Raw genomic sequence first — 26,110 nt, forward strand, 5'->3', positions numbered from 1 at the left:
GCCGCAGCGGGTTAAATTCCGGTGCCGACGCGGATCGACCGCAGTTCGCCTCCGATCGGCTCGTCCGCGCCGACGGCTGCCGCCCCCGACGGGCTTTTCACGCGCTCTGTGGAACGTGCTCCCATGGGATACCGCCTCGTCGACGTGGAGTCGGTCGAACCGGCGTCGGACCGCCCCTGCGAGTGTCGAAAGTTGGCCGATCCGGGCGGCCTCGACGCCGCGGCGATCAACCGCTTTCGCGCGGCGCCGGGGGAACAGCTCCCGCTCGCGTACCACTACCACGAGACGCAACAGGAGGCGTTCTACGTCCTCGAGGGGAGCCTCGCCGTCGAGACGCCGGACCGGACGTACGAGGTCGCGGCGGACGACCTGTTCGTGGTCGACCCCGAGAGCCCGCAGCGCGCGTACAACCCGTCCGACGCGGACGGAGCCGTGACGGTGCTGGCGATCGGCGCGCCGCCGGTCGCGGACGACGCGGTCGCGTACGACCCGGACGATGAGTGAGCGGGCCGAGCCGGGCGACGACGCGCCGGCCGCCGCCGGCGACCGCCGCGACACGGAGGAGCTACCGGCGGAGATCCGCGAGGCCGTCCCCGATTACGACGACGAGTACTTCGACCGCGTCTCCGACCGGCTCATGTACAGCTACGACCTCGATCGCGACGTCGTCGTCGACGGGGAGCGGTTCGGCCTGTACGCCGAGATGCGCGTCCGCAACCAGAAGCAGTTCCTCCACCCAGCGCTGAGCTACGCGGACCACGACATGCGGGAGTTCGTGTTCGCTCGCCGGGTGTCGCGTCCGCGCGTCGACGACCTGGAACGCCTCGTCGAGTTCGCGCACGAGGTCGCCGACGAGCGCGTCGACGGCGACGAGGAGCACTACGGCACCGACGTCACCGTCGTGCTCGTCGCCGATCGGATCTCGGACGGCGTCGCCGACTTCGTCGACGGCTTCCGAGACCGCACGCTGTTGAAGTTCGGCTACTACGGCCACTACGAGGTGAACCTGATCGTCGTCGCACCCGACGCAGAGCGGCTCGTCGCCAGCGAGACCGCCGACACCGCCGACGCGTTCCGACTGTGGGAGCGCATCGATCAGCCGGACGAGGGGCTCTTCTCGCGGGTCGCCAAGCGGTTCTGGCGGTAGGGACATCGCTCGCGGGGGCGAGAACGGCGGCGGAAAGCGGACCGCGCGGGGAACCGGTCGGCCGGGTCAGTCGTCGCCCGGTTCGGCGGCCGGGCGGTCCCCGCCACGGACGCTCGTGATGTTACCGTAGCCGATGCGCACGAGCGACAGCGCGAGGTAGACGAGGACGACCGCGAGCAGGATGCGGACGACCATCGAGATCTGATTGCCGATTCCGGTGACGCCGCCCTGGATCAGGTTGACGAACAGCCACTGGTAGCCCGCCAAGAACGCCAGGGCGATCACGGTGATAACCACCATGATCGCCATCGGGACGCCCGTGCTGACGAGCTGTTTCTTCTCGTCCCAGTTGGCGAGCCAGACCGTCCCGGTGAGCAGCGCGAGCGCGGCGAGCAGCTGGTTCGCGCTTCCGAACAGCGCCCACAGCGTCGCCCACTCGCCGGAGATGACCAGCGCGTACGCGATCGCGCCCTGGAGGATTGGGTTCACGTAGCGGCCGCTGAAGAACGAGCCGAGGCCGGCCCCCGATCCGGTCCCGGTCGGGGTCGCCTTCGTGCCGACGATCTCCTCCATCATGTACCGACCGAGCCGCGCGGCCGTGTCAGTGGAGGTGAGCAGGAAGCTCACGAGCACGAGCGCCATGAACGGGGCGCCGAACGAGGCGGGGATGCCCAGGCTGGTGAGCATGATCCCGCCGCCGGTCGCGAAGTTCGGCAGCGCGCCGCCGATCCCGCCGGCCGCGGCGTCGGAGGCGAAGCCGGCGATGGCGAGCGCGGACAGCGCCGTCGCGGCGAGCAGCCCCTCACCGAGCATCCCGCCGTAGCCGATGAGGCGGGCGTCGCTCTCCTTGTTGAGCTGCTTCGCCGTCGTCCCCGAGGAGACCAGCGAGTGGAACCCGCTGATCGTCCCGCAGGCGATAGTGACGAACAGCATGGGGAAGAGCGGGTACGGCGCCCGGCTATCGACCCCCATGAACCCCGAGAACGGACTGATACTGCTGTCGATGACGAGCGGCTCCGCGGACGTCCCGAAGATCGTCCCGACGACGATCGCCACCAGCGCGCCGCCGACCCCCGCGTACAGCAGGAACGACGAGAGGTAGTCGCGCGGCTGGAGCAGCGTCCAGACCGGGAGCGCGCTGGCGATTATCGCGTACACGATGATGACGGGGACCCACGCGGCGGTGTTCCCGCCGAGCGCGGCCGCGCCGGGCACCCACGAGCCCGTGCTCCCCTCGAAGAGGACGAACGTTCCCGCGGCGTGCGACGCGTCGCCCGCCAGCTCGAAGAACGCGAACGGGTACTGGATACCGACCCAGACGCCCGCGAACACGGCGGCGACGAACACGACGGTGCCGGGAATGAACGGCCCGTCAAGCTGGTAGAGGTACACCCCGAACACCACCGCGAGCGCGATGTACACGAAGCTCGCCGTCGCGGCCGACGGGAACGCGTTCAACACGATCCCGACGACCAGCGCGAACACCGCGACGACGAGGATGATCGTGAGGAACGCGAACCACAGCAGGAGGTTCTTCCCGCGCTCTCCGACGTACTGACCGACGATGTAGCCGATCGACCGCCCCTCGTGACGGATCGACCCAGACAGCGAGATGAAGTCGTGGACTGCGCCCATCAGGGGGTTCCCGATGGCCACCCACAGCAGCGCCGGGACCCATCCCCAGATGGCCCCGGCCGTGATCGGGCCGACGATCGGCGCGCCGCCCGCGATGCTCGAGAAGTGATGCCCCAGTAGTACCGGTTTCTTCGACGGTACGTACTCCTGTCCGTCTTCGTACTTGTGTGCCGGCGTCTCCCGCTCGTCATCGAGGTCGACGAACTGTGAGAGATACCGCGAGTACCCCATGTACCCCACGGAGAACGTGCCGAGCACGGCGACGACGATCCAAATTACACTTGTCATAGGTTCCCTGCCTCGTGGTATCGATTCACGATCGACTACTTAAACATTATCTTCAATAGTGATACAACGGGGAAACTCCTCGCAGAGAAGCGATTTCGAGCGGCCGATGTCGGTTTTTTGTGTGCTTCAGCGAGTAAAATACACTACGTCCGGATTCGGTCCCTATCGCGCGCGATCACGGCGTTCGGTGGCTCCAGTACAGCTATCGGCGATCTCGCGGCGGCCGCGGTTCGGTCCGTTTCACCGATCGGCGCGCGCGGAGGGATCGTCGGCGGGGGCGCCGTCGCCGTCCGTCTCGATGTCGAGCGCGGCCGCGACCTCCGAGAGCACGTCGCCGCGGACCTCGGTGGTCCGCGACTCGATTTCGGCGACGAGCGGGGGGTCGAACCGCTCGCGGACCTGTCGCAGGCGGTCCCGCTCGGTCGCCACTTTCTCGCGGAGATAGCGCGCCCCCCGGCCGGCCTCGTCCTCGTCGGGTTCGGGAGTGAGCTTGTTCGCGACGAGCCCGCGAACGCGCAGGTCGCGCTCGTCGAACCCCTCGATCGCCCGTTCCGTCTCGTTGACCGAGAGCTGGTCGGGGTTCAACACGAGGAAGAAGGCGGCGTCGTTCCGCATCGCGTCGCCCGCGAACTCGAAGAACTCCTTGCGGCGCTGGAGCCGCTCGATGACGGGGTCGCCGTCCATCAGCCGTCGCGGTTCCATGTCGCCGATCGCGGCCTTCTCGAACAGGTCGATCGACTGCTTGCGCTTGTACAGCAGGCGGTCGATCCAGTCGCCGAGGAACTCCGGGAGCCCGAGCAGGCGCAGCGTCGAGCCGGTCGGGGCGGTGTCGAAGACGACTCGCTCGTACGCCTCGCCTTCCTCGCGCATCACGCTCACGAACGCGTCGAACAGCGCCGCCTCGTAGGCTCCGGGAGTCCCGTGTGACAGCTCCAGCTGGCGGTTGATCTCCGAGACCATCGCCGCCGACACCTGCTCGGAGAGCGACTCGCGGATCTCCTGGAGGTGCCGCTGCATCTCGTCTTCGGGGTCGATCTCCATCGCGTCGAGACCGGGGACCCCGTCGACCGGCTCGGGGTCGTCACCGAACTGCTGGTCGAACACGTCCGACACCGAGTGAGCGGGGTCCGTCGAGACGACCAGCGTCCGCACCCCGTCGGTCGCGCAGCGGGACGCGTACGCGCAGGAGACGGTGGTCTTGCCCACCCCGCCCTTGCCGCCGAAGAAGACGAACTGCTCCATCAGAAGTGGTACTGCTGCCCCTTCCGCTCTATCAGGCTCTCGCGGTCCCACAGCCGCCGCTCCCACGCTTCGAACTCGTCTTCGAGGTAGGGGAGCAGCTCCGCGGTGTAGTACGAGACCGGCGAGGGGATCCCGAACGCGTCGGGGAAGCACGCGAGCATGAACTCGTCTTCCGTATCCTCGGCCTCCTTCTCGATCTTCTCGTACGCCGGGTGCGTGATCATCCCGTGGTACAGCCCAGCGAGCCACTCCTCGAGAGTGGCCCGAAAGGTGGCGATCCGGTCGGCAACTGTCATGATTCATCGTGGTGCGCGGGTGCGGTAAAAGCTGTCGCGGGCCCGCGGACCGTCGCGCCGGTCAGGCCGAGTTGCCGTCGGCGGGGAGTTCGTTCTGCGGCTCGTCCGCCTCGTCGCTCTCGCCGAGTTCCGGCCGATCGCTGTCGTTGGGGGTGGGCGTGTGGATGCTGTTGCCGACCGCGCCCCAGACGAGGTACAGCATCGCGACGATCATGAGAGCGGTCACGACCGTCGCGGCAATCCCCACCATAGACACGTACTGGAACATGGTCCGCGGTCCGCGGGCCCGACGTATCAACGTATCGGCTTTCGACGGATAGAGTGGGTGGATCGCCCTGAGAGGGGTCCCCGTCGAATTGAAGGGTGCCGCCGACCGACCGATCCCATGGACGACCGGATCCCGGTGACCGTGCTCTCGGGGAGCCTCGGCGCCGGCAAGACGACCCTGTTGAACCACCTCCTGCGAAACGCCGGCGACCGCGACATCGCGGTGCTCGTCAACGACATGGGCGACGTGAACGTCGACGCCGAGCTGATCGCGGAGGAGTCCGAGGTCGACGTGGAGGGCGTCACGGAGCTGTCGAACGGCTGTATCTGCTGTGAGCTGCAAGACGACCTCGAAAGCGCCGTGGTGCGGCTCGCGAAGGAGCGCTCCTTCGACGCGCTGATCGTCGAGTCCTCGGGGATCTCCGAGCCCGCGCCGGTCGCGCGGCTGTTCACGACGGAGTCGCGCGCGGCGGCCCGGTACCGCGTCGACGCGCTGGTGACCGTGATCGACACGCGGCAGTTCCTCGACGCCTTCGCGGGCGAGGGAACCCCCGAGCGCCGCGTCGATCCCGACGCGGAGACCGGAGACGGGAGCACGGGCGACGACGATCGGCCCCTCTCGGACCTGCTCGTCGAGCAGATCGAGGTGTCGAACCTCGTGGTGTGTAACAAGGCCGACCTCTGTAGCGACGCGGAGGTCGACGAGGCGGTCGAGCTCGTGGGCGCGCTCCAGCCCGACGCGGAGACGATCGTCACGGAGTTCGCCGCGGTCGATCCGGAGCGTCTCCTCGGCGTCGGCCTGTTCGAGGAGCGCGAGATCGGCGATCTGCCGGGGTGGAAGCGAGCGCTGGCCGAGGGGGGCGAAGCGCACGGCGACGATCACGACGGCCGCGAGCACGCCCATCGCCACCCCGACGAGGTGTACGGCGTCACCTCCTTCACCTACCGCCGCCGCCGACCGTTCCACCCGGGGCGGCTCGCCGACCTCCTCCGCGATCTCCCGGACGACGTGGTCCGCTCGAAGGGAACGCTGTGGGTCGCGGGAACCGACCAGCGCCAACAGGTCGGACAGGCCGGACGGTCGGTCCGAGTCGAGGCGCTCGGCCCGTGGATCGCGAGTCTCCCGGCGGTCGAACGCGACATGCTCCGCTCGAACCGTCCGAACCTCGACTGGGACGACGAGCACGGGGACCGGCGGACCGAGTTCGTCGTCATCGGCACCGGTATCGACGAGGCGGCGCTCCGCGAGCGCTTGGACGACGCGCTCGTCACCGACGAGGAGTGGGCGGCCGTCGCGGAAGACGACGGCGAGACGGGCGAGAGCCTCCCCTTCCCGACCGAGCAGGGCGCGGAGGTGGCGCTCCGAGAGCCCTGAGGAGACGGGTGAGCGGCCGGAGCGCGGACGCCGCCCTCAGCAGGCGCACCCCGTCCCGCTCGCGCGCTCGAACTGCATCGGCTCGCCGCAGTCGGGACACGCGGGCGTGCCGTCGGCGTCGCGGTCGAGCCCCGCCGCGTCGACCTCGACGTCTCTGACCCGCACGCCGCAGTCGTCGCACCAGTACGAGCCCTCGGAGCCGTCGTCGCCGGCGCGTCCCGGGGCGCGCTGGGTCGACCCCTCCATCACGTCCGCCACCGTCTCGAAGATTCCCATAACCGATCGTTCGAGTTCTGCCACCTTATTCTCCCGGTGCTGTGTGAACACGACGCACGGGCGCGGGCGTCGAGCGACGCCGGGCGTCGAGACCCGACCGAGAGCGGGATCACCGTTCCGTTCGTGGTCTTTCGACGCCGAGTCGCGTTCGGCTTCGTCCCACACCGAAGGGCGCGGTCTTCGCCTTGTTATTTATAATCAGAGCCCGGTGCATTTCGGGTAGGCCATAATGCTGGGGATGCTCGGAGGCGGGATCGTCGTCGCCTCTCTCGGCGCCAGTTTCGGCGCGCTGTATCTGTTGCAGTATCTGTATCGCCACCGAGACAGATCGGGCGCGAGCTGGTTCATGGGGAACATGGCGTCCGTCGCCGTGTTCTGCGCCTCCTACGGGGTCGGGTTGCTCGTCTTCGACCCGGTGCCCCGGATCGCGCTCGGGGCGATCTCGTTCGTCTGTCTCTGTTTCATGGGGCCATTCTTCCTCGCGTTCGGCCTCGACTACACCGGGCGCGGGGACCTCATCCACACGCCGCTTTTCGGGATCGTCGCCGCCGTCCCGCTCCTGACGATCCCCCTCACGGCGACGAACCCTGCGCACCAGCTCGTGTGGAGCGGGTTCCGCCTCGATCCGGTGCTCGGGCTGGCGACGGCCGTGTACACGGTTCAACCGTGGGGCGTGTTCGCCGTGCTGTTCTCTATCGGAACGGCCGCCGTCGGCTCGCTGCTGTTGATCGGCGCGATACTGAGCTACGGACCGCTGTATCGACGCGAGGCCGTCGCAGTCATTCTGAGCACCGTCCCGCCGACGGTGGGAGGGTCCGTGTGGCTGTTCGGGCTCGGCCCGGTTCCACAGCTGCATCTCACGGCGCCGCTGATGCTCATTCACGTCGCGCTCGACGCGTACGCGTTCGTCGGGACGCACATGTTCGCGACGAACCCGGCGACGCAGCGGGTGGCCGAACAGACCGGGCTGGACTCGCTTTCGGTTCCCACCTTCACCCTCGATACGAAAGGGCAGATCGTCCGCGTGAACGACCGCGCCAGGGAGGTGTTCCCGGACGCGCTGTCGAACGCCTTGCCGATCGGCCACGAGGCGGTGCTCGGCGTCAACGTGGAGACGCTCCGCGACACCGGCGAACTCGTGATCGGCACGGGGCGCCGGAGGACGTTCGGCGTGTCGTACACGCCGTTGACCGATCCGAACGACAGTCCGGTCGGCAGTATGCTCGTGTTGTACGACGTGACCGAGGACCGGCAGCGCGAGCAGCAGCTGGCGGTGCTGAATCGCGTGCTCAGGCATAACCTCCGGAACGAGACGACGGTCATCAGCGGATACGCGCAGCTGCTCGGCGCTGACGACGAGGACTCCGAACGCGCGACGCAGGCGGGGAAGATCGAAGCCGCGAGCGACCGGTTACTCTCTATCGCCGAAAAGGTGCGCAACTTCGAGAAAGTGCAAGACCGGGAGCGGCAGCCGGCGGAACTCGACGTCGCCGCCGTGTTAGAAGAGATCGCACAGAGCTGTGCCGCGTCGCACGCCGAAGCGAACATCGAGCGGACGGTCACGCCGTCGGAGTGTCGGCTCCGGACGGACCGAGTGTTGCTCACGGTGCTCCTCGACAACCTCATCGAGAACGCGATCGTTCACGGGGAGACGGCCGATCAGACGGTGGAGGTCAGCGTCTTCGAGGCGACGGACGCCGACGGCGACGTGGTCTTCGAGATCCGCGACACCAATGAACGGATTCCGGACCTCGAGATCGACACGCTCCGGGCGGGGGACGAAACGCCGCTACAGCACGGCCAGGGCATCGGGTTGTGGATCGCGTACTGGTGCGTCCAGAAGCTCCGCGGGCGCATCGAGTTCGAATACGACGACGGCAACGCGCTCTCGGTGACGCTCCCGGACCTGAGCGGGGAGGTCAGAGCAGCGGAAGAGTGAGCGCGACGAGCAGCACGCCGACCGCCGCCGCGGCGTAGAAGAGCCGCTCGATCCGCGGCGCGGGGGGAAGCGGGCCGGCGTCGAGCGCCGGAGCGCGGCGGACGAGCTGGTGATAGGCGATCCCGGCCGCGACCGCGAACGCCAGCGTCGACAGCGCCAGCGACGCCGGAAGGGTGAAGCCGTACGAGAGGCCGTAGATCGGACCGAACGAGAGCGCGAACGTGAACGCGATCCCGGCGGTGACGAGGAAGGGGACCGGATCGACCCGGTTACCGTGTCGGTTGTGAACAGGGATCTCGGTGCGCATGGGGGCCGTACGGACCGGACGGACAAAGAGCTAAGTGCCGGTCTCCCACGAGGTTCCCTATGAGCGAGGAGCCGAAGGGGATCCGCGAGGGCGTAGAGGAGTCGAAGGGCGACCCGCGGGTGGTGTTGATCCTGAACGCGGCCCTCTCGGGGCTGTTCGCGTGGACCGCGTTCTGGGCGCTACAGCTGCTCGACATCGCCGAGGTCACGGCGACGAACGTCGGGACCCTCGCGCTGGTCGTCTTCGCGCTGACGTACGTCACCGTGTTGCGGTGACTGACGCGGTGGGGGTAGCGGTAGGGGTAGCGGCGGCCGCAGCGGCGGAGGGGCGCGGTGGGTGTGCGGACCGGATCGACCTCTCGGGGCGAGTCGACGAACCGGCGAGTTTCGCCATCTTTTAACCCGAACGCGGCGCTTCTCCCGACAATGACGATCGAAGACCGTGACGACGCGCACCTCATCACGCACGCGCTGGCGAAGGACACTCTCTCGCGGCTCCGCGACGTCGAGACCGAGCAGGTCGCCTTCCGGAAGGGGCTCGTGAAGCTCGGCCGGATCTGCGGGTACGAGATCATCGACGGCGCGATGGAGACGGAGTACGTCCCGGTGGAGACCCCGTTAGAGGAGACGACCGGCGAGCGCGTGAAAGGGCTCGACGACGTCGTCATCATCAACGTCCTCCGGGCCGCGACCCCGTTCGTCGAGGGGCTTCTCAAGGCGTTCCCGCGCGCGAAACAGGGCATCATCTCGGCGGGGCGCGACGAGGAGGCCGGCATGACCGACGACGGCGAGTTCCCGATCACCATCGACTACGTGAAACTGCCCGAGATCCGGCCCGAGGACACCGTGATCGTCGCGGACCCGATGCTCGCCACCGGCTCGACGATGTGCGCCGTCCTCGACCACGTCCTCACCGAGGCCGGCGACTTCGAGGACCTGTTCGTCCTCTCGGCGGTCTCGGCGCCCGACGGGCTCGTTCGCGTGAGCGAGTCGGTTCCCGAGGCCGACCTGTTGACGGTCTCCATCGACGACCGCCTCGACGACGACGGGTTCATCCTCCCCGGGCTCGGCGACGCCGGCGACCGCGCGTTCCGGACGGTCTGAGGCGACGACCGGGGCGGCCGGCCGTCGTGACACTCGTCGCGACCGCCGCCGTGACCGGCCACCGCGGTGATCGCTGCGAACGCCGACGTACTTTTAAGAGTCGCCCGCGCGACCGATCCGTATGAGCGACGCGCCGACGACCGAGCCCTGCGACGGCTGCGGCGACCCCACCACGGACGCGCTCGCGCGCGTCGTCCGGCTGAGCGTCGACCGGGCGAACATCGACACCCAGCGGCTCTGCCCCGACTGCTTCGCCGAGTGGATCCAGCGCTATCAGGACCGACTCGGCTCGGGCCCCAGCGACGGCGACAGCGACAGCTCCGAGATCATCGTCGACTGACGGGGCCGGCGGCGACGCCCAGACCCGGTGTTCGGACGGCAACGTCCGTCCCGACCGCCCGTCTTAAGCCCCGGCGGCACGCACGCCGACGTAATGGATCTCGCCATCGACGCCCCGACTCCGACGGCGCCCGACTGCGCCGACGACGGGGCCTGGCTCGCCTGTATCGCGTGCGACGAGACGTTCGCCCCCTTCGAGGAGGTGCGCTACACCTGCGACGAGTGCGACAGCCTGCTGGAAGTCCGGTACGCGGACCCGCCGACCTTCGCCGAGTTCGGCGACGGCGCCCCCTCCGAGGGCCCCGACCGCGGCGTCTGGCGCTACCGCGAGGCGCTTCCGTTCGACCTGGGCGTGACGTTGCCCGAGGGCGACACCCCGCTTCACCGCGTCCCCCGGATCGAGGAGTCGGTCGGCGTCGAGGCGCTCCGGATCAAACACGAGGGGATGAACCCCACCGGGTCGTTCAAGGACCGCGGGATGACGATCGGCGTCCGGGTCGCCAAGGAGCTCGGCGTCGGCGCGCTCGCCTGCGCGTCCACCGGCAACACCTCCGCCGCGCTCGCGGCCTACGGCGGTCGGGGCGGGATGGAGACGCTCGTGCTCCTCCCCGAGGGGAAGGTGGCCGCGGGGAAGATCGCGCAGGCGAGCCTCCACGGGGCCCGCATCCTCGAAGTCGACGGCAACTTCGACGCCTGCCTCGACATCGTACAGGAGCTGGCCGCCCGCGGCGAGGCGTACCTGCTCAACTCGCTGAACCCGTTCCGCTTGGAGGGACAGAAGACGATCGGCTTCGAGATCTTAGAGGAGTTCCGCGACGACTACGGCGACTTCCCGGACCGGATCGTCCTCCCGGTCGGCAACGCGGGCAACACGTCGGCCCTCTACAAGGGGTTCCGCGAGCTGGTCCAGTCGGGCGCGCTCGACGTCGACGACGTGCCGAAGCTCACCGGCGTCCAGGCGGCGGGCGCCGCGCCGATGGTCGAGGCGGTCGAGGAGGGGAACGACGAGATTCGTCGGTGGGAGGAGGTCGAGACGCGCGCGACCGCGATCCGCATCGGCAACCCGGTCAACGCGCCGAAGGCGCTCCCCGGTATCCGGAACACGGGCGGCACGGCGGTCGCCGTCAGCGACGACGAGATCACCGACGCCCAGCGCGACCTCGCCGAGGAGGGGGTCGGCGTCGAGCCCGCGTCCGCCGCGAGCCTCGCCGGACTCAGGAAGCTCCGCCGCGAGGGCGTCGTCGAGGACGACGAGCAGGTCGTCTGCCTGACGACGGGACACCTGTTAAAGGACCCCGACGCCGCCTACGAGGCCGGCAGCGACCCCGAACCCGTCCCGAACGACGTCGACGCGGTCGTCGAGCACTTACACGAGTGAGTTCCTCCGGGGAGCGAACGCCCCGGAGCCGCAAAATCAGGTGAGCCGAACCGTTACTCCGCCGCCCGCTCCTCGGCCTCGTCCAGCGTGATCTCGGTGACCTCGACGACGCGGTCGTCGGCGAGCAGCGTCTCGATGGCCTCGTCCGGCACGTCCTGGTCGAGGTTGTAGACGGTGAGCGCCTCGCCGCCCTGCGTCTCGCGGGCGTTGTACATCCCGGCGATGTTCACGTCGTAGTCGCCGAGCACGGTGCCGATGAGCCCGATGACGCCCGGCTCGTCGGTGTTGCGCGCGACCAGCATGTTGCCGTACGGGACCGCGTCGACGCGGAACCCGTCGATCCGGACGATTCGCGGGTCCTCGCCCGCGAACAGGGTCCCCTCGACCGCGATCGAGTCCTCGCCGTTGTGAACGGTGACGCGCACCAGGCTCTGGAAGTCGTCGGTCTGTCGGGTCTTCGACTCGGTCACGTCGATGCCGCGCTCCTCGGCGAGCCGGGGCGCGTTCACCGAGTTCACCTGCCACTCCAGCGGCTCGAAGACGCCCTTCAGCGCGCTCGCGGTGACGAGCTCCACGTCCTCCTCGGCGATGTCGCCCTCGTAGGTCGCCTCCACTTCGGTGATGCGACCGTCGAGCAGCTGGGCGGCGACCTTCCCGGCGGTCTCCGCCACGGCGATGTACGGCTTGATCCGGGGGAACGCGGTCTCGTCGACGGAGGGGGCGTTGAGCGCGGTCAGGACGGGCTCGTCGTCGAACGCCGCGAGCACCGCCTCCGCGGTGTCGACCGCGACGTTCTCCTGGGCGGCCTCGGTCGAGGCGCCGAGGTGCGGGGTCAAGACGATCTCCTCGACATCGAGCAGCGGCGAGTCTTGCGAGAGCGGCTCCTCGGCGAACGAGTCGAGCGCGGCGCCCGCGAGGACGCCGTCGTCGACCGCCGCCGCGAGCGCGTCCTCGTCGACGATGCCGCCGCGGGCGCAGTTGATGAGGTAGCCGCCCTCCAGCTGCGCGAGCTCGTCCTCGCCGATCATCCCCTCGGTCTCGGGGAGGAGCGGGGTGTGGACCGTCGCGAAGTCGCCGCGGGCGAGCGCCTCGTGGAGGTCCTCGACGAGCTCGGCGCCGAGGCGGTCGGCGCGCTCCTCGGAGATGTACGGGTCGTAGACGACGAGGTCCATGCCGAGCGAGTCGAGGCGCTTGGCGACCTCCTGCCCGACGCGACCGAGGCCGACGATGGTGAGCGTCTTGTTGTTCACCTCGGTGCCGAGGAACTCGCCTTTCGCCCACTCGCCGCCGAGGAGGCGACCGTGGGCCTGCGGGATCGAACGCGCGACGGCGAACGTCATCGCGACCGTGTGCTCGGCGGCGGCCCGGACGTTCCCCTCGGGCGCGTTGGCGACGATGACGCCGTGGTCGGTGGCGGCCTCGATGTCGATGTTGTCGACGCCGATGCCGGCGCGCCCGACGATGACGAGCTCGGCGGCGGCCTCGAACACCGCCTCGTTCACGTCGGTTCCGGAGCGAACGATCAGCGCGTTGGCGTCGCTCACGGCGTCGAGCAGGTCGTCGCCCTCGATCTCGTAGTCCGTTACGACCTCGTGGCCGGCGTCTCGGAGTCGGTCCAACCCCGCGTCCGCGATGGGGTCGGTCACGAGTACCTTCATGGGCGTTTGCACCGGCGGCGCGAGGTTAACCCTTTCCTCATCGCTCCGTTTTGCCGGGTGAGACGATCCGTGATCGTGGGTTATGAACCCCTCTGTTTCGGGTGGAGACCCCTCGTTCGTGGGTACCGATCGCCGAGTCCGAACGCGCCCGTCGGTCCGCGTTTCTCTCAGTCCGGATCGCGCCGCCGGGCGGTACTCCCTTTTATATTCGGACGTGTGGTCGGGGTATGGACATCACGATCGCGTTCGCCGGCGTCGGCGCCATCCTCGTGTTGACGGGGATAAGCGCCTTCTTCTCGAGCTCTGAGCTGGCCGTGTTCTCCGTCCCGTCGCACCGCGTCGACTCGCTGCTCGCCGCCGACGCGCCCGGCGCGCGGGCGCTGTCGGCGCTCCGGGGCGACTCGCACCGCTTCCTCGTCACCGCCCTCGTGAGCAACAACGTCGCCAACATCGCGGCCGCGTCGGTGGCGACCGCGGTGTTCGTGCGGTTCGGCTTCTCCGGGGGAGAGGCGGCGACGGGGTCGACGCTCGTCACCTCCGTGTTCGTCATCGTCTTCGGCGAGATCGCGCCGAAGTCCTACGCGGTGGCGAACGCGGAGCGGCACGCGCTCCGCGTCTCGCGGCCCGTGGTCGCGCTCCAGCGCGTCATGCGTCCCGTGCTGTACGTGTTCGAGGCGCTCTCCGGGATCGTCAACCGGTTTACCGGCGGTGAGTCCGCCATCGAGTCGTACCTCACGCGCGAGGAGATCGAGACGCTCGTGCTCTCTGGCGAGGCGGGGGGCGCGCTCGACCCCGAGGAGGGGGCGATGATCCGCGGCGTCCTCGATCTGGAGTCGATCCGCGTGTCGACGGTGATGATCCCGCGGACCGACATGGTCGCGCTGCCGGACACCGCCACGCCGGCCGAGGCGGCCTCGACCGCCGCCGCGGAGGGCGTCACGCGGATGCCGGTGTACGGCGAGAACCGGGACGACGTGGTCGGCATCCTCGACCTGCGCGACGCGGTCGCCGCCGACGAGCGCGGCGAGTCCCTCGCGAGCGCGCTCCGCGAGCCGACCTTCGTCCCGGAGACCCAACCGGTCGACGAGCTGTTCGCGACGATGCGGGCGAGCGACCTCCGGATGGCCGTCGTCGTCGACGAGTTCGGCGCGGTGGTGGGGATCGTGACCCTCGAGGACGTGGTCGAGGAGGTCGTCGGCGAACTGGTCGGGCGGTGGGAGACCGACCACGTCGACGTGGTCGCGCCCGACGCCGCGGTGGCGCACGGGTGGACCACCGTCGCGCACCTCAACGAGACGCTCGGGCTGGCCCTCCCGATCGACGGCGGCACCGGGACCGTCGCGGGGCTGGTCACACAACAGCTCGGCCGGGTCCCGACCGAAGGCGACCGCGTCCAGATCGGCGACGTGACGCTCTCGGTCACGAACGCGACCGCGACGCGGGTAACGCGAGTCCGCGTCGAACATCCGGGGATCGCAGAGGGAGTCGAGACCGAAGGGGACGGTGAGCCGGGGAGAAGCGCTGCTAGCGACGGCGTCGAGTGATCCGACCGCCGGTTTCTCGTAACACAACATACATATTCGTCCGGAGGAATCTGACGATGTACGTTCACACACATGATGACTCGATGGGGGTGCGATCGGTGCGGATTCGCCGCGTGGGCGCCTGACCGGGCGTCGATCCGCGAGGTTACCGGCTCACACCTGCTGGCGCACCACCCCGAGGCCGTCACCCGTTCTGACTTCCGAACGCGGTGGAACTGTCCGTACTGTGCGACGACGAAGACGGCGTACGACGCCGATGGCGCGGTGGAGGAGTTCAAGACGCACCTGCACGAACACGTCGCCGACCGGATCGAGGAGGGCGTGCACATCGGCGACCGGGTCTCGTGGGACGGGACGGTCCAAGTGGCCGCGCCGGTCGACAGCGAGGACGCGGACGCGCTCCGCGCCCATTTCCACGCGGGCGGCGACCTGGTGATCGCGGTGACGACGAACCCGGAGCGCGCCGTTCGCCTGCTCCACGAGGAGCTCCACGGGTGGCCGCGCCGGACCGTCGTCGTCAGCACGGAAGCGTACCCGTTCGAGAAGGCCCCCGACCTCGACTTCTCCGAGATCCCCATCGAGGTCGTCGAGCTCGACCCCCGCCTCGGGCCGGACGAGCTCGGCGAGACGGTGTCGCGGATCATCGACGCCAACTGGGTCGACGGCGACGCGATCTCGTTGGAGGTGAGCGTGTTCCACGAGATCGTCCGCTCGTTCGACCTCCGGACCGCCTGCGACTTCGTCCGGATGCTCTCGGCCCGGTTGGACGACGACGGGGGCGTCCTCCAGCTGTACGTCGACGCCGACGCGGACCCGAACGTCTCGACGGTGCTGAACTTCCTCGACGACGAGATCGATCTGAAGATCGCGGCGGAAGAGGGTCGGTTCGTGCGCCGGGGGTGACGGCTCCGCGGCGCCGTCCATCTGCACGACCGCCTACTCCTCCTGCTTCTCGGTGTAATCGGCCGGGCGTCGCACGAAGACGTAGTCGATCGACCGGTCCGCGGCCGACGCCGCCGTCTGCCGCTTGAGCCGCCGGAGCACGGACCGGGCGCGCTCCCGTGCGTCCGGGTCGCTCTCGGGGTCGCCGGCGAGCGCGCGGACCTCCCGTTCGAGGTCGGGCGCGTCGAGCCGCGGCAGGTAGGCGGCCGCGATGTCGGCGACGTACGGGTCGTCGTGCGCGAGCGCGTCGAGCAGCCGGGAGACAGTGGGCCGGTCGGCGTCGCCGTCGGCGGCGTCGATGAGTTCACAGCAGAGCCACATCGCGTGTCGTTCGGTCGCCGCAGTGACGCGGTCCGACCGGTCGCCCGACGCGACCTCGTGGAACAGCCGGACGACCGCGCCGCCCCCGTCGCTCCGGGGCGAGTGGTCGGCCACGAGCCGCTCGCGGACCTCGCGCCCTCGCACGGCGTCGCCCTCCGCGACGAGCCGCGCCAGTGACGCCGCCGCGGCGCGCCGCACCGCGAGCGAGGGGTCCCGGAGCGCGTCGAGCAGGACCCCCGCCGACTCGGGGCGGTCCAGTTCGTGGAGCCGCTCGACGACGGTCTTTCGAAGGCGGTCGCTACCGTCGCGGGCCGCGACTTCCAGCAGGTCGGTCGCCTCGGGCGTGCCGATCGACACCAGCGCGTCGACAGCGGCGTGCCGGACGAGCGCGTTGGGTGCCCGCAACAGCGACCGGACCGGCGCGATCGCCTCGCCTCCGAGGGTCGCGTACGACCGAACCGCCCGCGCTCGGACGCGGGCGTCGTCGTCGTCGAACGCGTTCCGAAGTCGGTTCGTTGCGTTCGGTGCGTCCGTCGCGTCTGATGAGGCCGCCGCCGTGGCGCCCACCGCGTTCGAGGCGCCGCGCATCTCGGCGTCGGCCACCGCGCCCAGCCCGGTCGCGCCGACCATCCGATACGCCGCGTGGCCGCTCGTCAGCCACCGGGCGAACACGGCTTCGGGGTCGTCACCGCCGTCGCGGCGCCGGACCGCGGCCGCGACGCGCGAGACGAGTTCCTCGATGTACCGGTCTCCGTGGAAGTAGAGCGCGTCGATCGCTTCGGCGCGGACCGTCGCGTCGTCGTCGGTGAGCACGACCCGCAGGAGTCGATCGGCGATCCGGCGCTCGCTGCCCGCCATCGAGCTCGACGGCGTCCCGAGCGCCTCGACGCCCTCCAGCCGGGTCGCCGCGTCGTTGCTCTCGTCGAGGAGCGCGAACGCCTGCGGGCGGTCACCGCCGGACCGGTCCGATCGCGAATCGTCAACCATCTATCTACTCGTCGCGGATCACCGCGATTAAACGTGCCCCCAAGAGTATCAAAAGGGAGAATTGCGGTCCTCGCGGGTGCCGCGGTCGACGCCTACAGCCCGAACGAGGCGACGGTCTCGTACGCGGGCCCGTCGCTTGTCAGCGTCGACGAGACGAGGCGGACCGCGCCGACCTCGAACCGACCGATCTCGGGGTCGCGCTCGCGGACGGCCTCCTGCACCGACGCCTTCCCGCGGGCGTCGTTCATCCGAGCGAGCGTGACGTGCGGCGTGAACGCGTGGGATTCGGGGTCGACGCCGATCGCGGTCGTCTCCGCTTCGAGGGCCTCGTGAAGCGCGGTCAGCGCCTCGCTCCCCGCGCCGACCCCCGCCCAGACGACGGAGATGTAGTCGAGGCTCGGGAAGACGCCGAACCCCTCGACCGCGCACTCGAAGGGGCCGACGTCGGCGGTCTCGACCGCCCGCTCGCCGGCGACGAGCACGTCGTCGAGTGCGGGTGTGGTGTCGTCGCCGTCGTCGGTGCTCTCGTCGCCGTCGTCGATCTCGCCCAAGAACTTCAGCGTCACGTGCGCCTGTTCGGGGTCGACGAACCGCAGGCCGTCGGCGTCCTCGAAGGCGGCCTGCGCCTCCGCGACGCGGGGCGCGATATCGGTCGGGAGGTCGACGGCGAAGAACGCGCGCATTAGGGGACGGATCGGTCGCGTTCGTTCATAAGCGTTCCCGCAGGGTCTCCGCGGTCGCGTCGCCGACGCCGTCGACGTCGACGAGGTCGTCGAGGGAGGCCTCGCGGACGCTCTCGACGGAGCCGAACCGGCGCAGGAGCCGACGCCGGGTCTGCGGGCCGACGCCGGGCACGTCGTCGAGGACCGTCTTGACCTCGTCGCGGACGGTCTGGTGGTAGGAGACCGCGAAGCGGTGCGCCTCGTCGCGCACCCGCTGGAGCAGGTGCAGTTCGGGGGCGTCGTCGGGCCAGCGGCGGGTGCCGGTCGGCGTGACGACGAGCTCCTCGGCCTTCGCGAGCGCGACGACGGGCACCTCCCAGCCGGTCTCCGCGAGCGCGTCGCGGGCGGCGCCGAGCTGGCCCTCGCCCCCGTCGATCAGGAGGAGGTCCGGGTCGGGGCGGTCGTCGTCGCCGGCGACCGCGCGCTCGGCGCGCCACCGGACCAGCTCGCGCATGTTCGCGTAGTCGTCGTTGCGGTCGGTGAGCTTCTTCCGGCGGTAGTCGCTCGTCTCGGCGCTCCCGTCGACGAAGCACACGTCGGAGCCGACCACCGCGGTCCCCTGCGCGTGGCTCACGTCGAACCCCTCGATCCGGGCGGGGCGGTCGATGCCGAGCCGCTCGCCGAGCGCCCCGACCGGGTCCTCGCGGCCGCCGCGCTTGCGGGCGTTTTTCAGCGCGAGTTCGACGAGCTTCGCCTCCCGGCCCGCGCCGGGGACGCGGACCGAGACCCCTTCGGCCGCCAACCAGTCGATCACGTCCGGGTCGGCCGGGCGCTCGGCGAGGAGGACCGCGTCGGGGAACTCCCGCTCGGCGTAGTACTGCGCGAGGAACGCGGACAACACCGCGGCGGGCGTGTTGGCGTCGGAGTCGGCGGGGTCGCTTTCGCCCGGCTCGCCGTCCGCCGCCGCGTCGTCACCCATCGCCGCCGCGTCCAGCTGGTGGCGGCTCCGGTCGACCAGCTGGCCGCGCTCGCTGTGCAGCCGCGCGACGCGGGCGGTGTCCCCCTCGACGGCGGCCGCGAGCACGTCGACGGTGCGGTCGTCGGTGTGGTCGCTGACGGCCTCACCGCCCTCGCCGTGGAACGCCTCGACCGCTTCGAGCCTGTCCCGGAGGTTCGCGGCGCGTTCGAACTCGGCGTTCTCGGCGGCGGCCTCCATCCGCCGGCGGAGCGGGTCGGCGAGGACCCCCGTCTCCCCCTCGAAGAACCGGCGGGCGGCCGCAACGTCCTCGGCGTAGCTCTCGGGGTCGATCTCGCCGGTGCAGGGCGCGGAGCAGATCCCCATCTCGTAGTCGAGGCAGGGGCGGTCGCGGGTCGCGTACTTGTGGTCGGAACAGCCGCGGAGGCGGTACTCGTCGCGGATCGCCTTCACGACCGCGTCCACGCGCCGCTTGTTCGTGAAGGGGCCGTACGCGACCGCGCCCTCCTCGGGGTCGCGGGTCACCTCGATCCGCGGGATCTGGTGGTCCGTGATCGCGACCAGCGGGTAGGATTTGTCGTCTTTCAGCCGGACGTTGTACCGCGGTCGAAGACGCTTGATGAGGTTCGCCTCCAGCAGGAGCGCCTGCGTCTCGGTGTCGGTGACCGCGAACTCGATCCGGTCGGCGCGCCCGACCATGCCCCGGATGCGGCCCGACCGCGGGTCGGCGTACGACCTGACGCGAGCGCGGAGGTCGACCGCCTTCCCGACGTACAGCGTCGTCTCCCCGGCCCGGAACTGGTACACGCCGGGCTCGGTCGGGAGGTCCGCGGCACGCTCGCGCACGGCGTCGGCGTCCATCGGATCGTCGTAGCCGCCGAGCGCGTTTGAACGCTACGGGCGGGGTCGGTTTCGGCGGGAGCAGACCGCGAGCGCCACGGAGCCGACCGCGAACAGCGTGCGTTCGGGACTCGAGATCGATCCTGTCGGCTCGCAGACCGGACCGTTATCAAATGTGAGTAACGGGGGGAACCGTTTATGCGGGTGCTTTGGGGAGCGGCACATAACGATGATAGGACTTCGAGGGCTGCTCCGACGAGCGTTCGGTCGGGATCGGGACCCGCGGTCGGTCCCGGACGGCGGGGTCGTCGTGGACGGGTCCGCCGACGAGGGACCGTCGGGCGGCGATCGCCCCGACTCCGGTGGGAACGAGCGGTCGGCGTACAACATCACCGAGGAGGACGGCGTCAACCGGGCGGAGACGCTCGCGGCCGCCGGGTTCGAGCAGATGTTCAACTCCACCGGCGTACCGACGTTCATCCTCGACGGCGAGGGGAACGTCGCCGAGTGGAACGAGTCCATCGCGTCGCTCACCGGAAACGACCGCGAGGACGCGATCGGTCACGGCCACGTCTCCGAGCTGTTCTATCCCGACGGGCGGCGGGCTGACACGCTCGCCGACAAGGTGCTCGACGCCCCGGAGACCGCCGACGAGGTGTACGGCGTCGAGCGCTGTGACTCGGCGCAGACGCGCTACCGCGACACCAGTACGATGGTCGACCGCCACGGCGACGAGAAGCATATCGAGTTCACGGCGACACCGCTGTACGACGGCGACGAGCTCCTCGGCGTCACCGAGGTCGTCATCGACCGGACGGAGAACATCAACCAGCGTAACGCGACCGAGACGCTGGTCACCGAGGTCCGGGAGACGGCCGAGACGATCGGCGAGGGGAACCTCGAGGCGCGGGCCGACCGTCACGAGGAGTGCGAGATCCTCGACGAGGAGCTGTTGAGCGTCATCGAGGTCGTCAACCAGATGGCGGAGAACCTCCAGAGCCTCTCCGAGAGCGTCCACGAGCAGGCGCGCCAGATCGACCAGACCGTCCAGAAGGCCAGCACCGCGGCCGCGGACATCGCCGAGAACGTCGACGAGCAGAACGAGCTGTTAGAGGAGAGCGTCTCCGAGATGCAGTCCTTCTCGGCCGGGATGGAGGAGGTCGCCGCGACGGCCGACCAGGTCGACTCCGCCGCGGTCGCGGCCAGCGAGGCCGCCGACGAGGGGCTCGACGCCAGCGAGGACGCCCGCGAGGCGACCGAGGACGTGGTCGATATCGGCGACGAGCTCGTCGAGAGCGTCGGCGCGCTCTCGGAGCGGATGGACGACATCGAGGAGGTCATCGAGGTCATCTCCGACGTGGCCGAGCAGACGAACCTGCTCGCGCTCAACGCCAACATCGAGGCCGCCCGCGCCGGCGAGGGCGGCGACGGCTTCGCGGTCGTCGCCGAGGAGGTGAAGAAGCTCGCCGACGAGACCCGCGGCTACACCGAGGAGATCACGGAGAGCCTCGCGGAGCTGCAGGCCCAGTCCGACGAGACGAGCACCGCCGTCGAGCGGTCGCACGACCGGATCGAGGACGCGGGCACCGAGATCGAGACGGTGCTCGACTCCCTCGAGGAGATCGCCGACGCGGTCGACGAGGCCGCTGCCGGCGTCGCCGAGGTCGCTCGGACCACGGACGATCAGGCCGCCACCGTGGAGGAGCTCACCTCGTCGCTGGAGGCGGTCCGGGAGCGCTCCGACCGCACCGAGGCGGCGACCGACCGCATCGTCGACGCCACCGACGACCAGGAGGTCGCCGTCGACGAGCTGATCACCCGCGTCGAGCGGCTCGACGCGAATCGGAACGGGCGGTAGTCCGGCTCGGGCTCCCGTCGCGTCCCCGTTCTCCCGATCGGCTCACCGATCGACTTCGCCCATGATCGTGTCGAGGCTCCCCAGCGAGGCGATCAGGTCCGGTATCGCCTCGCCGGTGGCCATCTCGGGGAGCGCCTGGAGGTTCGAGAAGGAGGGCCCGCGGATCTTGAAGCGGGCGGGTTTGTCGGTGCCGTCCGCGCGGATGTAGATGCCGAGCTCGCCCTTGGCGGCCTCGACGGCGCGGTAGATCTCCGTGTCGTCGTCCGGGCGCAGCGTGCGCGGCACGTTCGCCTGGATGTTCCGCTCGTCCTCGGGCCAGTCCTCGAGCAGGTCGACGCACTGCTCGATGATCTTCGCGGACTCCTCGACCTCCTGCATCCTGACGAGCAGGCGGCTGAAGTTGTCGCAGCCGTCCTCGGTGATCACGTCCCAGTCGAGCTCGTCGTAGTAGCCGTACGGGTCGTCGCGACGCAGGTCGTAGTCGACGCCCGACCCGCGGAGGACCGGCCCGGTCGTGCCGTACTCCTTCGCGACGTCCGGCGGCAAGACGCCCGTGTCGACGGTCCGCATCTGGAGGATCTCGTTCCGAGTCAGGAGGTCGTGGTACTCATCGAGCCGCCGGGGGAGCCCGTCGAGGTACTCGCGGATCGTCGCGAAGAACTCCTCGCGGGGCTCGGGGAGGTCCCAGACGACCCCGCCGAGGCGGAAGTAGTTGAACATCAGCCGCTGCCCCGTCAGCTCCTCTACGATGTCTTGGACGCGCTCGCGCTCGTTGATGGCGTACATGAACGTCGCCGTGAAGTCGCCGATCACGTCGAGCGCGTACGCCCCCAGCGCCAGCATGTGCGCGAGGATCCGGCTGAACTCCGCGGACATGGTGCGGATCACCTGCGCGTACTCGGGTATCTCGATGTCGGCGAGGTCCTCGGCCGCGCGGGCGTACGCCCACTCGTTGAGCAGACCGGCGCCGCCCCAGTCCCAGCGGTCGGGATACGGCATGATCTGGTGCCGATACGTCCCCGACTGAGCCATCTGCTCCTCGCACCGGTGGATGTAGCCGATGTCGGGCTCGACGCCGACCACGTCCTCGCCGTCGAGCGTGACCTGTAGGTGGAGCACGCCGTGGGTCGCCGGGTGGTGCGGCCCGATGTTGAGCAGCATCGTGTCGCTCCCGGTCTCCGCGGACGAGCCCGGTTCGATGGGCTCGTTTTCGGAGAGCGTGACGATCTGCGGTCCGTCCTTCTCGTAGTCCATCGAGAGCGGGTGGCCCTGCCACGTCTCGGGCAGCAGGATCCGGCGCAGGTCGGGATGATCGTCGTACTCGATGCCGATCAGGTCGTACGCCTCCCGCTCGTGCCAGTCCGCCGTGCGGAACACCGGCTCGGCCGACTCCGAGACCGGGCTGTTCTTGTCGGCGGGAACGACGACGCTGACCTCGCGGGTCGGATCGTCGAAGGAGCGCAGGTGGTAGATCGACTCGTAGCGGTTCTCGTACTCCTGAGCGGTGACACAGGCGAGGTGATCGTATCCGGCCTCCCGTTTCAGCGTCGAGAGCGCCTCTTGGACCGTGTCCGGGCGAATCCGGGCTGCGGGAGCGTTGAGATGGGTCTCGCGTGCCGTGATCAGCTCTGCGATCGAAGAAAACGGGTCCGCCTCCGCGTCGGCACCCGCCTGTTCGATCCGCGCGTCGGTCGACATACGTGGGAGAACGCGACCGGACGACCCGACGCTTCTGCCGGATCAAGACGGGTATTTATAAGCCGCGACGCCGGCAGTGGGCGACGTGAAGTACCTCCGAGTCGAACTTCGGTTTCCGTCGGACCTGCTCCATCCGATACACCGGCTCATCGACGAGTCGGACGCGGTGGACCGGGACGTACTTCTCCACGGAACGATCCTCAACGAGCCGCGCGACACGTTCCTGTTCTACGTGGAGGGAGACATCGACGTGTACACCGACGCGCTCCGAGCGGTCGACCGGATCCGAGCGTTCGAAGTCACGCAGATCGACGAGACGGGATACTACGTCTTCCTCACGCAGCGACGCGACGACATCGACGAGGCGATGTTCGGCCCGCTCCAGCGGACGGGCGTCGTCGTCGTTCCGCCGATCGATTTCCGTCCGAACGGGATCGCTCGTCTGACGATCATCGGGAACGGCGGAGCGCTGCGCGACGCGCTCGCGGAGCTCCCGGAGCGGATCGAGACCACCGTTCTCCGGATCGGCGAGTACGACTGGCGACAGGACCTCTTCGACCCGGGCCTCACCGACCGACAGTTCGACGCGGTCGCGGCCGCCGTCGAGTGCGGGTATTACGAGTCCCCGCGGGCCGCGACCGTCGAGGACGTCGCCGACCGGATCGACGCCTCCCCGAGCACCGCCTCGGAACACCTCCGGAAGGCCGAATCGGCCATGATGAGCGCGTTCATGGACCTGCGCGAGCTGTCGTGAGAGCGATCGGGGGGCAACCGACCGGTCGCCGTTGGCGGTTCGCGCAGTCGCCGATCGTGTCGATGGTGCCGGTTCGATCGGGGTGTCCAACGGCGCCGAGAGACGGCCGGAACGAGCGGCGTCGCTCCCCGCTGCCGAACGTTTAACCTCACCGAGACCCTGTTTTTCGTATGTCCGTCACGCCGCCCGGACCCATCGGTGATCCCCTCTTCGGCAACGGTCGCCAGTTCGCCGACGACCCGTTTTCGTTCATGCGCGCCTGCGCCGACAGCTACGGCGACGTGATCAGATTCGACCTCGGTCCGCGCGAGACCTACCTCCTGACGAACCCCGCCGACGTGGAGCGCGTCCTCGTCGCCGACGCCGACCGCTACCGGAAGCCGCAGTTCGGCGACGACGCCATGGACACCCTGCTCGGGGACGGCCTCCTCATGAGTGAGGGGGAGACGTGGCAGCGCCAGCGGAAGCTGGCGAACCCCTCGTTCCACAACCGTCGGATCGGGGCGCTCGACGGGACGATGGTCGACCACACCGAGTCCCAGCTCGCGGACTGGAGCGACGGCGACGTCGTCGACATCCAGCTGGAGGTCGCGCGCCTCACCGTCAAGATCATCGTCTCGGCGATGTTCGGCGCCGACATCACCGACGAGGAGGTGAAGACGGTCCAGGAGAAGCTGGAGCCGCTCGGGGCCCGGTTCGAGCCCGATCCGCGCCGCTTCCTGATTCCCGACTGGGTGCCGACCCGCGAGAACCGGGAGTTCGACGCCGCGATCGACACCCTCGAATCCGTGATCGACGGCATCGTCGACCGGCGTCGGGGGACCGAGCGCGACCCCGGCGTCGACCCCGCCGGCCCGGAGGGCGTCGCGGTGCGCGGCCCCGCCGGCGACGGCGACGGCGACCTGCCGATGGACCTGCTCTCCGTCCTGCTGCGCGCCCGCGACCGGGGCGAGCAGACCGACGAGAACCTCCGCGACGAGCTGGTGACGATGCTGCTGGCGGGCCACGACACGACCGCGCTCACGCTGACGTACACGTTCTACCTGCTCTCGAACCATCCCGAGGCCCGCGAGCGCGTGGCGGCCGAGGCCGCGGCGGCGACCGCCGACGGTCCCCCGACCGCCGCCGACGCCCGCGACATGGCGTTCACCGAGCGCGTCCTCAACGAGGCGATGCGGCTGTATCCGCCGGTGTACACCCTCTTCCGCGAGCCGAAGCTCGACGTGAAACTGGGGGGGTATCGGATCCCCGAGGGCTCCGCGCTCATGCTGTCGCAGTGGGTGGTCCACCGCTCGCCGCGCTGGTACGACGACCCGGAGGCGTTCGATCCGAGCCGGTGGAAGCCGAAGCGCCGGAGCCAGCGCCCCCGCTTCGCCTACTTCCCGTTCGGGGGCGGCCCGCGCCACTGCATCGGGAAGGCGTTCTCCCTGCTGGAGGCCAAACTCATCCTGGCCGAGGTCTGCTCGCAGTACGACCTGGCGTACGAGGGTCCCGACCTCGCGCTGCGCGGCTCGCTGACGATGCACCCCGACCACCCGGTGCCGATGCGAATCCGCGAGCGCTGACCGGGATGGCGGGCGACGCCGACTCGTACTGCCGGCGCTGCGGCGAGCCCCTCTCGCGCGGCGCCATCGCGAGCCGACAGCGCGCCTGCTGTCTCAACGCGACCCCCATCGCCGGCGTCTGCCCGACGCACGGGCCGGTTGGCCCCCACCACGCGATCGAGGGACCCGACGAGGCGGAGGGGAGCGGCGGCGATAACGGGAACGGTAAGCGAGAGTGACCGCCGACGGCGACACCGCAACGAGGGAGCGAAAGCGAGCGAGTGAGGAGCACAGCGAGCGTGAGTACGCCTCACGACTGGGGCTTTGGACGTGTTCACCGCCGATCGATTAACATGCAGTTGGCTCTGTTGAACCCCTATTCTTCAGACGCAGTGTTGTCTGAAACAGCCGGTCGCTGAGCGATGCGGATCACTCGCCTTGGGGCGCATTCTCGATCGCCTCTCCAGCAAGACCGTATATCAGACCAACAAGACCGATGAGGAGTCCGAGATGGAGTGAACCAGGTGAGGCATACATATCAGGGGAGAGCATCGCAATCCCTCGGTGTACGGTCAGGAGTACCGCAAACACCTCGATGAGGACTGCTTTCTGGAGGGACATCCATCCGGATTCAGCGCTTGTTTTAAGTAAATCTCACGGTAGATAAGTTCCCTGTACTGACCACAGGCAGTTAGAATGTGTCACTTCCGAAAGGTTTCAACAGAGACGGCGAT

26 protein-coding genes are annotated in these 26,110 nt (G+C 69.4%); 14 read left to right on the forward strand and 12 right to left on the reverse strand.

The window, feature by feature from the left end:
* Positions 1-123 precede the first annotated feature (123 nt).
* On the forward strand, positions 124-504 hold the full coding sequence (locus ACT4MF_RS12290; protein ID WP_444682821.1) for a cupin domain-containing protein: 381 nt from the start codon (positions 124-126) through the stop codon (positions 502-504).
* Positions 497-1,147 (forward strand): DUF8052 family protein, encoded by a 651-nt coding sequence (locus ACT4MF_RS12295; RefSeq protein ID WP_444682822.1) that lies wholly within the window; start codon positions 497-499, stop codon positions 1,145-1,147. Before ACT4MF_RS12290 ends, ACT4MF_RS12295 begins: the two co-directional genes overlap by 8 nt.
* Before the next feature lie 66 nt (positions 1,148-1,213).
* On the opposite strand, the gene ACT4MF_RS12300 is transcribed toward ACT4MF_RS12295, so the two are convergent.
* The 4 genes from ACT4MF_RS12300 to ACT4MF_RS12315 form a co-directional block, all read right to left on the reverse strand.
* Positions 1,214-3,070, reverse strand: coding sequence for a carbon starvation CstA family protein (locus ACT4MF_RS12300; RefSeq protein ID WP_099254420.1), 1,857 nt, complete (start codon positions 3,068-3,070; stop codon positions 1,214-1,216).
* A gap of 240 nt (positions 3,071-3,310) precedes the next feature.
* On the reverse strand, positions 3,311-4,312 hold the full coding sequence (locus tag ACT4MF_RS12305; RefSeq protein ID WP_444682823.1) for an ArsA family ATPase: 1,002 nt from the start codon (positions 4,310-4,312) through the stop codon (positions 3,311-3,313).
* On the reverse strand, positions 4,312-4,608 hold the full coding sequence (locus ACT4MF_RS12310; protein WP_099254422.1) for a DUF7990 family protein: 297 nt from the start codon (positions 4,606-4,608) through the stop codon (positions 4,312-4,314). Before ACT4MF_RS12310 ends, ACT4MF_RS12305 begins: the two co-directional genes overlap by 1 nt.
* Positions 4,609-4,669: 61 nt before the next feature.
* Complete coding sequence (locus ACT4MF_RS12315) at positions 4,670-4,876, reverse strand: hypothetical protein (RefSeq protein WP_444682824.1); 207 nt, start codon at positions 4,874-4,876, stop codon at positions 4,670-4,672.
* A 117-nt stretch (positions 4,877-4,993) separates the two neighbouring features.
* On the opposite strand from ACT4MF_RS12315, the gene ACT4MF_RS12320 reads away from it, so the two are divergent.
* Positions 4,994-6,250 (forward strand): CobW family GTP-binding protein, encoded by a 1,257-nt coding sequence (locus tag ACT4MF_RS12320; RefSeq protein WP_444682825.1) that lies wholly within the window; start codon positions 4,994-4,996, stop codon positions 6,248-6,250.
* A gap of 36 nt (positions 6,251-6,286) precedes the next feature.
* On the opposite strand, the gene ACT4MF_RS12325 is transcribed toward ACT4MF_RS12320, so the two are convergent.
* A complete protein-coding gene (locus ACT4MF_RS12325) occupies positions 6,287-6,526 on the reverse strand; it encodes a hypothetical protein (RefSeq protein ID WP_444682862.1) in 240 nt (79 codons plus the stop codon).
* Positions 6,527-6,755: 229 nt separating this feature from the next.
* Between ACT4MF_RS12325 and ACT4MF_RS12330 the strand changes: the two genes are divergently transcribed.
* Complete coding sequence (locus ACT4MF_RS12330) at positions 6,756-8,465, forward strand: sensor histidine kinase (protein WP_444682826.1); 1,710 nt, start codon at positions 6,756-6,758, stop codon at positions 8,463-8,465.
* Here ACT4MF_RS12330 and ACT4MF_RS12335 read toward each other — a convergent pair.
* A complete protein-coding gene (locus ACT4MF_RS12335) occupies positions 8,446-8,772 on the reverse strand; it encodes a hypothetical protein (protein ID WP_444682827.1) in 327 nt (108 codons plus the stop codon). The genes ACT4MF_RS12330 and ACT4MF_RS12335 overlap by 20 nt on opposite strands.
* A gap of 59 nt (positions 8,773-8,831) precedes the next feature.
* On the opposite strand from ACT4MF_RS12335, the gene ACT4MF_RS12340 reads away from it, so the two are divergent.
* The 4 genes from ACT4MF_RS12340 (at position 8,832) to thrC (ending at position 11,592) form a co-directional block, all read left to right on the forward strand.
* Positions 8,832-9,047 (forward strand): DUF8107 family protein, encoded by a 216-nt coding sequence (locus tag ACT4MF_RS12340; protein WP_444682828.1) that lies wholly within the window; start codon positions 8,832-8,834, stop codon positions 9,045-9,047.
* 150 nt (positions 9,048-9,197) lie between these two features.
* Entirely contained in the window at positions 9,198-9,875 is a 678-nt protein-coding gene (upp, locus tag ACT4MF_RS12345) for a uracil phosphoribosyltransferase (protein ID WP_099254427.1), read from the forward strand.
* 121 nt (positions 9,876-9,996) lie between these two features.
* The gene (locus ACT4MF_RS12350) at positions 9,997-10,215 is read left to right on the forward strand and encodes a DUF7569 family protein (protein WP_099254428.1); all 219 of its coding nucleotides are present in this window, start codon (positions 9,997-9,999) and stop codon (positions 10,213-10,215) included.
* 93 nt (positions 10,216-10,308) lie between these two features.
* Positions 10,309-11,592 carry a threonine synthase gene (thrC, locus tag ACT4MF_RS12355; RefSeq protein WP_099254429.1) on the forward strand — a complete coding sequence of 428 codons (1,284 nt, stop codon included), beginning with the start codon at positions 10,309-10,311 and terminating at the stop codon, positions 11,590-11,592.
* 53 nt (positions 11,593-11,645) lie between these two features.
* Here thrC and serA read toward each other — a convergent pair whose 3' ends face one another.
* The gene (gene serA / locus ACT4MF_RS12360) at positions 11,646-13,250 is read right to left on the reverse strand and encodes a phosphoglycerate dehydrogenase (RefSeq protein ID WP_099254430.1); all 1,605 of its coding nucleotides are present in this window, start codon (positions 13,248-13,250) and stop codon (positions 11,646-11,648) included.
* A 227-nt stretch (positions 13,251-13,477) separates the two neighbouring features.
* Between serA and ACT4MF_RS12365 the strand changes: the two genes are divergently transcribed.
* Both ACT4MF_RS12365 and ACT4MF_RS12370 read left to right on the forward strand, forming a co-directional pair.
* On the forward strand, positions 13,478-14,794 hold the full coding sequence (locus ACT4MF_RS12365) for a hemolysin family protein (RefSeq protein ID WP_444682829.1): 1,317 nt from the start codon (positions 13,478-13,480) through the stop codon (positions 14,792-14,794).
* Between the two features lie 72 nt (positions 14,795-14,866).
* Positions 14,867-15,697, forward strand: a complete 831-nt coding sequence (locus ACT4MF_RS12370; protein WP_099254431.1) for a DUF7504 family protein — start codon at positions 14,867-14,869, stop codon at positions 15,695-15,697.
* Positions 15,698-15,730: 33 nt separating this feature from the next.
* On the opposite strand, the gene ACT4MF_RS12375 is transcribed toward ACT4MF_RS12370, so the two are convergent.
* The 3 genes from ACT4MF_RS12375 to ACT4MF_RS12385 all read right to left on the reverse strand — a co-directional run bounded on the left by ACT4MF_RS12375 (position 15,731) and on the right by ACT4MF_RS12385 (position 19,543).
* Positions 15,731-17,044: a HEAT repeat domain-containing protein gene (locus ACT4MF_RS12375; RefSeq protein WP_444682830.1), complete on the reverse strand. Its 1,314-nt coding sequence runs from the start codon at positions 17,042-17,044 to the stop codon at positions 15,731-15,733.
* A 92-nt stretch (positions 17,045-17,136) separates the two neighbouring features.
* Positions 17,137-17,727, reverse strand: coding sequence for an RNA 2',3'-cyclic phosphodiesterase (gene thpR, locus ACT4MF_RS12380; RefSeq protein WP_444682831.1), 591 nt, complete (start codon positions 17,725-17,727; stop codon positions 17,137-17,139).
* Between the two features lie 25 nt (positions 17,728-17,752).
* Complete coding sequence (locus ACT4MF_RS12385) at positions 17,753-19,543, reverse strand: excinuclease ABC subunit C (protein WP_444682832.1); 1,791 nt, start codon at positions 19,541-19,543, stop codon at positions 17,753-17,755.
* Between the two features lie 208 nt (positions 19,544-19,751).
* On the opposite strand from ACT4MF_RS12385, the gene ACT4MF_RS12390 reads away from it, so the two are divergent.
* The gene (locus ACT4MF_RS12390; RefSeq protein WP_444682833.1) at positions 19,752-21,380 is read left to right on the forward strand and encodes a methyl-accepting chemotaxis protein; all 1,629 of its coding nucleotides are present in this window, start codon (positions 19,752-19,754) and stop codon (positions 21,378-21,380) included.
* Between the two features lie 42 nt (positions 21,381-21,422).
* On the opposite strand, the gene ACT4MF_RS12395 is transcribed toward ACT4MF_RS12390, so the two are convergent.
* Positions 21,423-23,078 (reverse strand): NADH-quinone oxidoreductase subunit D, encoded by a 1,656-nt coding sequence (locus tag ACT4MF_RS12395; protein ID WP_444682834.1) that lies wholly within the window; start codon positions 23,076-23,078, stop codon positions 21,423-21,425.
* An 85-nt stretch (positions 23,079-23,163) separates the two neighbouring features.
* Between ACT4MF_RS12395 and ACT4MF_RS12400 the strand changes: the two genes are divergently transcribed.
* The 3 genes from ACT4MF_RS12400 to ACT4MF_RS12410 all read left to right on the forward strand — a co-directional run bounded on the left by ACT4MF_RS12400 (position 23,164) and on the right by ACT4MF_RS12410 (position 25,615).
* Positions 23,164-23,832: a helix-turn-helix domain-containing protein gene (locus ACT4MF_RS12400; protein ID WP_099255296.1), complete on the forward strand. Its 669-nt coding sequence runs from the start codon at positions 23,164-23,166 to the stop codon at positions 23,830-23,832.
* Between the two features lie 170 nt (positions 23,833-24,002).
* Positions 24,003-25,397: a cytochrome P450 gene (locus tag ACT4MF_RS12405; RefSeq protein ID WP_444682835.1), complete on the forward strand. Its 1,395-nt coding sequence runs from the start codon at positions 24,003-24,005 to the stop codon at positions 25,395-25,397.
* A gap of 5 nt (positions 25,398-25,402) precedes the next feature.
* Positions 25,403-25,615: a hypothetical protein gene (locus ACT4MF_RS12410; protein ID WP_180271830.1), complete on the forward strand. Its 213-nt coding sequence runs from the start codon at positions 25,403-25,405 to the stop codon at positions 25,613-25,615.
* A 190-nt stretch (positions 25,616-25,805) separates the two neighbouring features.
* Here the strand turns inward: ACT4MF_RS12410 and ACT4MF_RS12415 are convergent, their stop codons facing one another.
* A complete protein-coding gene (locus tag ACT4MF_RS12415) occupies positions 25,806-25,997 on the reverse strand; it encodes a hypothetical protein (protein WP_444682836.1) in 192 nt (63 codons plus the stop codon).
* Positions 25,998-26,110: the final 113 nt, after the last annotated feature.

The organism is Halorubrum sp. FL23, assembly GCF_052439115.2.
Classification (GTDB): Archaea; Halobacteriota; Halobacteria; order Halobacteriales; family Haloferacaceae; genus Halorubrum; species Halorubrum persicum.

What these genes read in the sequence shown, in the direction of transcription:
- ACT4MF_RS12290 (WP_444682821.1), top strand. Translation starts at nt 124, where the DNA reads ATGGGATACCGCCTCGTCGACGTGGAGTCGGTCGAACCGGCGTCGGAC.
- ACT4MF_RS12295 (WP_444682822.1), top strand. Translation starts at nt 497, where the DNA reads ATGAGTGAGCGGGCCGAGCCGGGCGACGACGCGCCGGCCGCCGCCGGC.
- ACT4MF_RS12300 (WP_099254420.1), bottom strand. Translation starts at nt 3,070, where the DNA reads ATGACAAGTGTAATTTGGATCGTCGTCGCCGTGCTCGGCACGTTCTCC.
- ACT4MF_RS12305 (WP_444682823.1), bottom strand. Translation starts at nt 4,312, where the DNA reads ATGGAGCAGTTCGTCTTCTTCGGCGGCAAGGGCGGGGTGGGCAAGACC.
- ACT4MF_RS12310 (WP_099254422.1), bottom strand. Translation starts at nt 4,608, where the DNA reads ATGACAGTTGCCGACCGGATCGCCACCTTTCGGGCCACTCTCGAGGAG.
- ACT4MF_RS12315 (WP_444682824.1), bottom strand. Translation starts at nt 4,876, where the DNA reads ATGTTCCAGTACGTGTCTATGGTGGGGATTGCCGCGACGGTCGTGACC.
- ACT4MF_RS12320 (WP_444682825.1), top strand. Translation starts at nt 4,994, where the DNA reads ATGGACGACCGGATCCCGGTGACCGTGCTCTCGGGGAGCCTCGGCGCC.
- ACT4MF_RS12325 (WP_444682862.1), bottom strand. Translation starts at nt 6,526, where the DNA reads ATGGGAATCTTCGAGACGGTGGCGGACGTGATGGAGGGGTCGACCCAG.
- ACT4MF_RS12330 (WP_444682826.1), top strand. Translation starts at nt 6,756, where the DNA reads ATGCTGGGGATGCTCGGAGGCGGGATCGTCGTCGCCTCTCTCGGCGCC.
- ACT4MF_RS12335 (WP_444682827.1), bottom strand. Translation starts at nt 8,772, where the DNA reads ATGCGCACCGAGATCCCTGTTCACAACCGACACGGTAACCGGGTCGAT.
- ACT4MF_RS12340 (WP_444682828.1), top strand. Translation starts at nt 8,832, where the DNA reads ATGAGCGAGGAGCCGAAGGGGATCCGCGAGGGCGTAGAGGAGTCGAAG.
- upp (WP_099254427.1), top strand. Translation starts at nt 9,198, where the DNA reads ATGACGATCGAAGACCGTGACGACGCGCACCTCATCACGCACGCGCTG.
- ACT4MF_RS12350 (WP_099254428.1), top strand. Translation starts at nt 9,997, where the DNA reads ATGAGCGACGCGCCGACGACCGAGCCCTGCGACGGCTGCGGCGACCCC.
- thrC (WP_099254429.1), top strand. Translation starts at nt 10,309, where the DNA reads ATGGATCTCGCCATCGACGCCCCGACTCCGACGGCGCCCGACTGCGCC.
- serA (WP_099254430.1), bottom strand. Translation starts at nt 13,250, where the DNA reads ATGAAGGTACTCGTGACCGACCCCATCGCGGACGCGGGGTTGGACCGA.
- ACT4MF_RS12365 (WP_444682829.1), top strand. Translation starts at nt 13,478, where the DNA reads ATGGACATCACGATCGCGTTCGCCGGCGTCGGCGCCATCCTCGTGTTG.
- ACT4MF_RS12370 (WP_099254431.1), top strand. Translation starts at nt 14,867, where the DNA reads ATGATGACTCGATGGGGGTGCGATCGGTGCGGATTCGCCGCGTGGGCG.
- ACT4MF_RS12375 (WP_444682830.1), bottom strand. Translation starts at nt 17,044, where the DNA reads ATGGTTGACGATTCGCGATCGGACCGGTCCGGCGGTGACCGCCCGCAG.
- thpR (WP_444682831.1), bottom strand. Translation starts at nt 17,727, where the DNA reads ATGCGCGCGTTCTTCGCCGTCGACCTCCCGACCGATATCGCGCCCCGC.
- ACT4MF_RS12385 (WP_444682832.1), bottom strand. Translation starts at nt 19,543, where the DNA reads ATGGACGCCGACGCCGTGCGCGAGCGTGCCGCGGACCTCCCGACCGAG.
- ACT4MF_RS12390 (WP_444682833.1), top strand. Translation starts at nt 19,752, where the DNA reads ATGATAGGACTTCGAGGGCTGCTCCGACGAGCGTTCGGTCGGGATCGG.
- ACT4MF_RS12395 (WP_444682834.1), bottom strand. Translation starts at nt 23,078, where the DNA reads ATGTCGACCGACGCGCGGATCGAACAGGCGGGTGCCGACGCGGAGGCG.
- ACT4MF_RS12405 (WP_444682835.1), top strand. Translation starts at nt 24,003, where the DNA reads ATGTCCGTCACGCCGCCCGGACCCATCGGTGATCCCCTCTTCGGCAAC.
- ACT4MF_RS12410 (WP_180271830.1), top strand. Translation starts at nt 25,403, where the DNA reads ATGGCGGGCGACGCCGACTCGTACTGCCGGCGCTGCGGCGAGCCCCTC.
- ACT4MF_RS12415 (WP_444682836.1), bottom strand. Translation starts at nt 25,997, where the DNA reads ATGTCCCTCCAGAAAGCAGTCCTCATCGAGGTGTTTGCGGTACTCCTG.